This window comes from Collinsella sp. AF33-16, assembly GCF_003475325.1.
Classification (GTDB): domain Bacteria; phylum Actinomycetota; class Coriobacteriia; order Coriobacteriales; family Coriobacteriaceae; genus Collinsella.
Map to the genome: position 1 here is coordinate 1 of NZ_QRQC01000047.1, position 983 is coordinate 983.

Below are 983 nucleotides of genomic sequence, written 5' to 3' on the forward strand. Positions count from 1 at the left end.
TGAACTGCCTCCCATTTCTTGGACACAAGAAATGGGAGGCTTTTTTATGGCTGGAAACGCTTTGTACGACGTCGGGATGAGACTGCGAGCGGCAGAGCTGCACGACGAGGGGCACGGCCGCGCGGCGACCGCGGCCCTTCTCGGGATGCCGGAGGAAACCGTGAGAGAATGGCTGTGCACCTACAGGTCTGCTGGTATCGAGGTTCTGGCCATGATGGGAAAGAAACACACCGCCTATTCGTTCGAGACGAAGCTGGCCGCCGTCAGGGCGGTCGTCGACGAGGGCATGACGAAGCCCGAGGCCATGGAGAAGTTCGGGATAGCCTCGCCAAGCCCTTTCAAGAAATGGCTGAAGGCCTACAGGGAGGAGGGCCCGGAGGCGCTCAGGCCAAAGCCCAGGGGGAGGCCGAGGGGGTCCGGCTCCCCGTCCGGGGAGACGACGCGCGAGCAAGAGCTCGAGCGCAGGATCAAGAGGCTCGAGGCGGAGAACGCCTACCTAAAAAAATCGATCGCCCTGAAGGCGGAGAAACGCTCTCGAACGGCGAGAAGGCCGCGGTCGTGAGCGGGCTTTCAGGGCAATACCCCCTCGCCGACCTGCTCGAGTGCGCCGGCCTGGCGAGGTCGAGCTACTACTACGCGCTGTCGCACCCGAAGGCTCCCACCAGGCCCGAGCTCTGGGAGGCCGCCGCCGAGATATTCTCGCGCACCGCCAACGGGTGCGGCCACAGGCAGATCGCCATGTGCCTGCGCGCCGAGCAGGGCGTGCGCATAGCCGACAAGACGACGCTGAAGATGATGCGCGAGATGGGCATCAGCTGCGGGATCCGCCGCGAGACCGACTACCACAGGTACAACTCGTGCAGGGGCAAGGTCGGAAAGACCTTCGAGAACGTCATCGGCAGGGACTTCGCCGCCGACGGGCCGTGGGAGAAGACGGGCACCGACGTCACCGAGTTCAAGCAGCCCTGGGGCAAGGCCTACTT

General features: G+C 64.4%; 2 protein-coding genes. Both read left to right on the top strand.

The window, feature by feature from the left end; all coding sequences use genetic code 11:
- The first annotated feature begins 46 nt into the window (after positions 1-46).
- Entirely contained in the window at positions 47-562 is a 516-nt protein-coding gene (locus tag DWZ52_RS09790) for a helix-turn-helix domain-containing protein (RefSeq protein WP_118385436.1), read from the top strand.
- Positions 505-983 (top strand): IS3 family transposase (locus DWZ52_RS10050; RefSeq protein WP_233547310.1); only part of this gene is annotated, 479 nt, incomplete at its 3' end. The genes DWZ52_RS09790 and DWZ52_RS10050, both read left to right, overlap by 58 nt.

Bases quoted from the DNA above. Each gene is read 5' to 3' on its own strand.
- DWZ52_RS09790 (WP_118385436.1), top strand. From the start codon at position 47: ATGGCTGGAAACGCTTTGTACGACGTCGGGATGAGACTGCGAGCGGCA.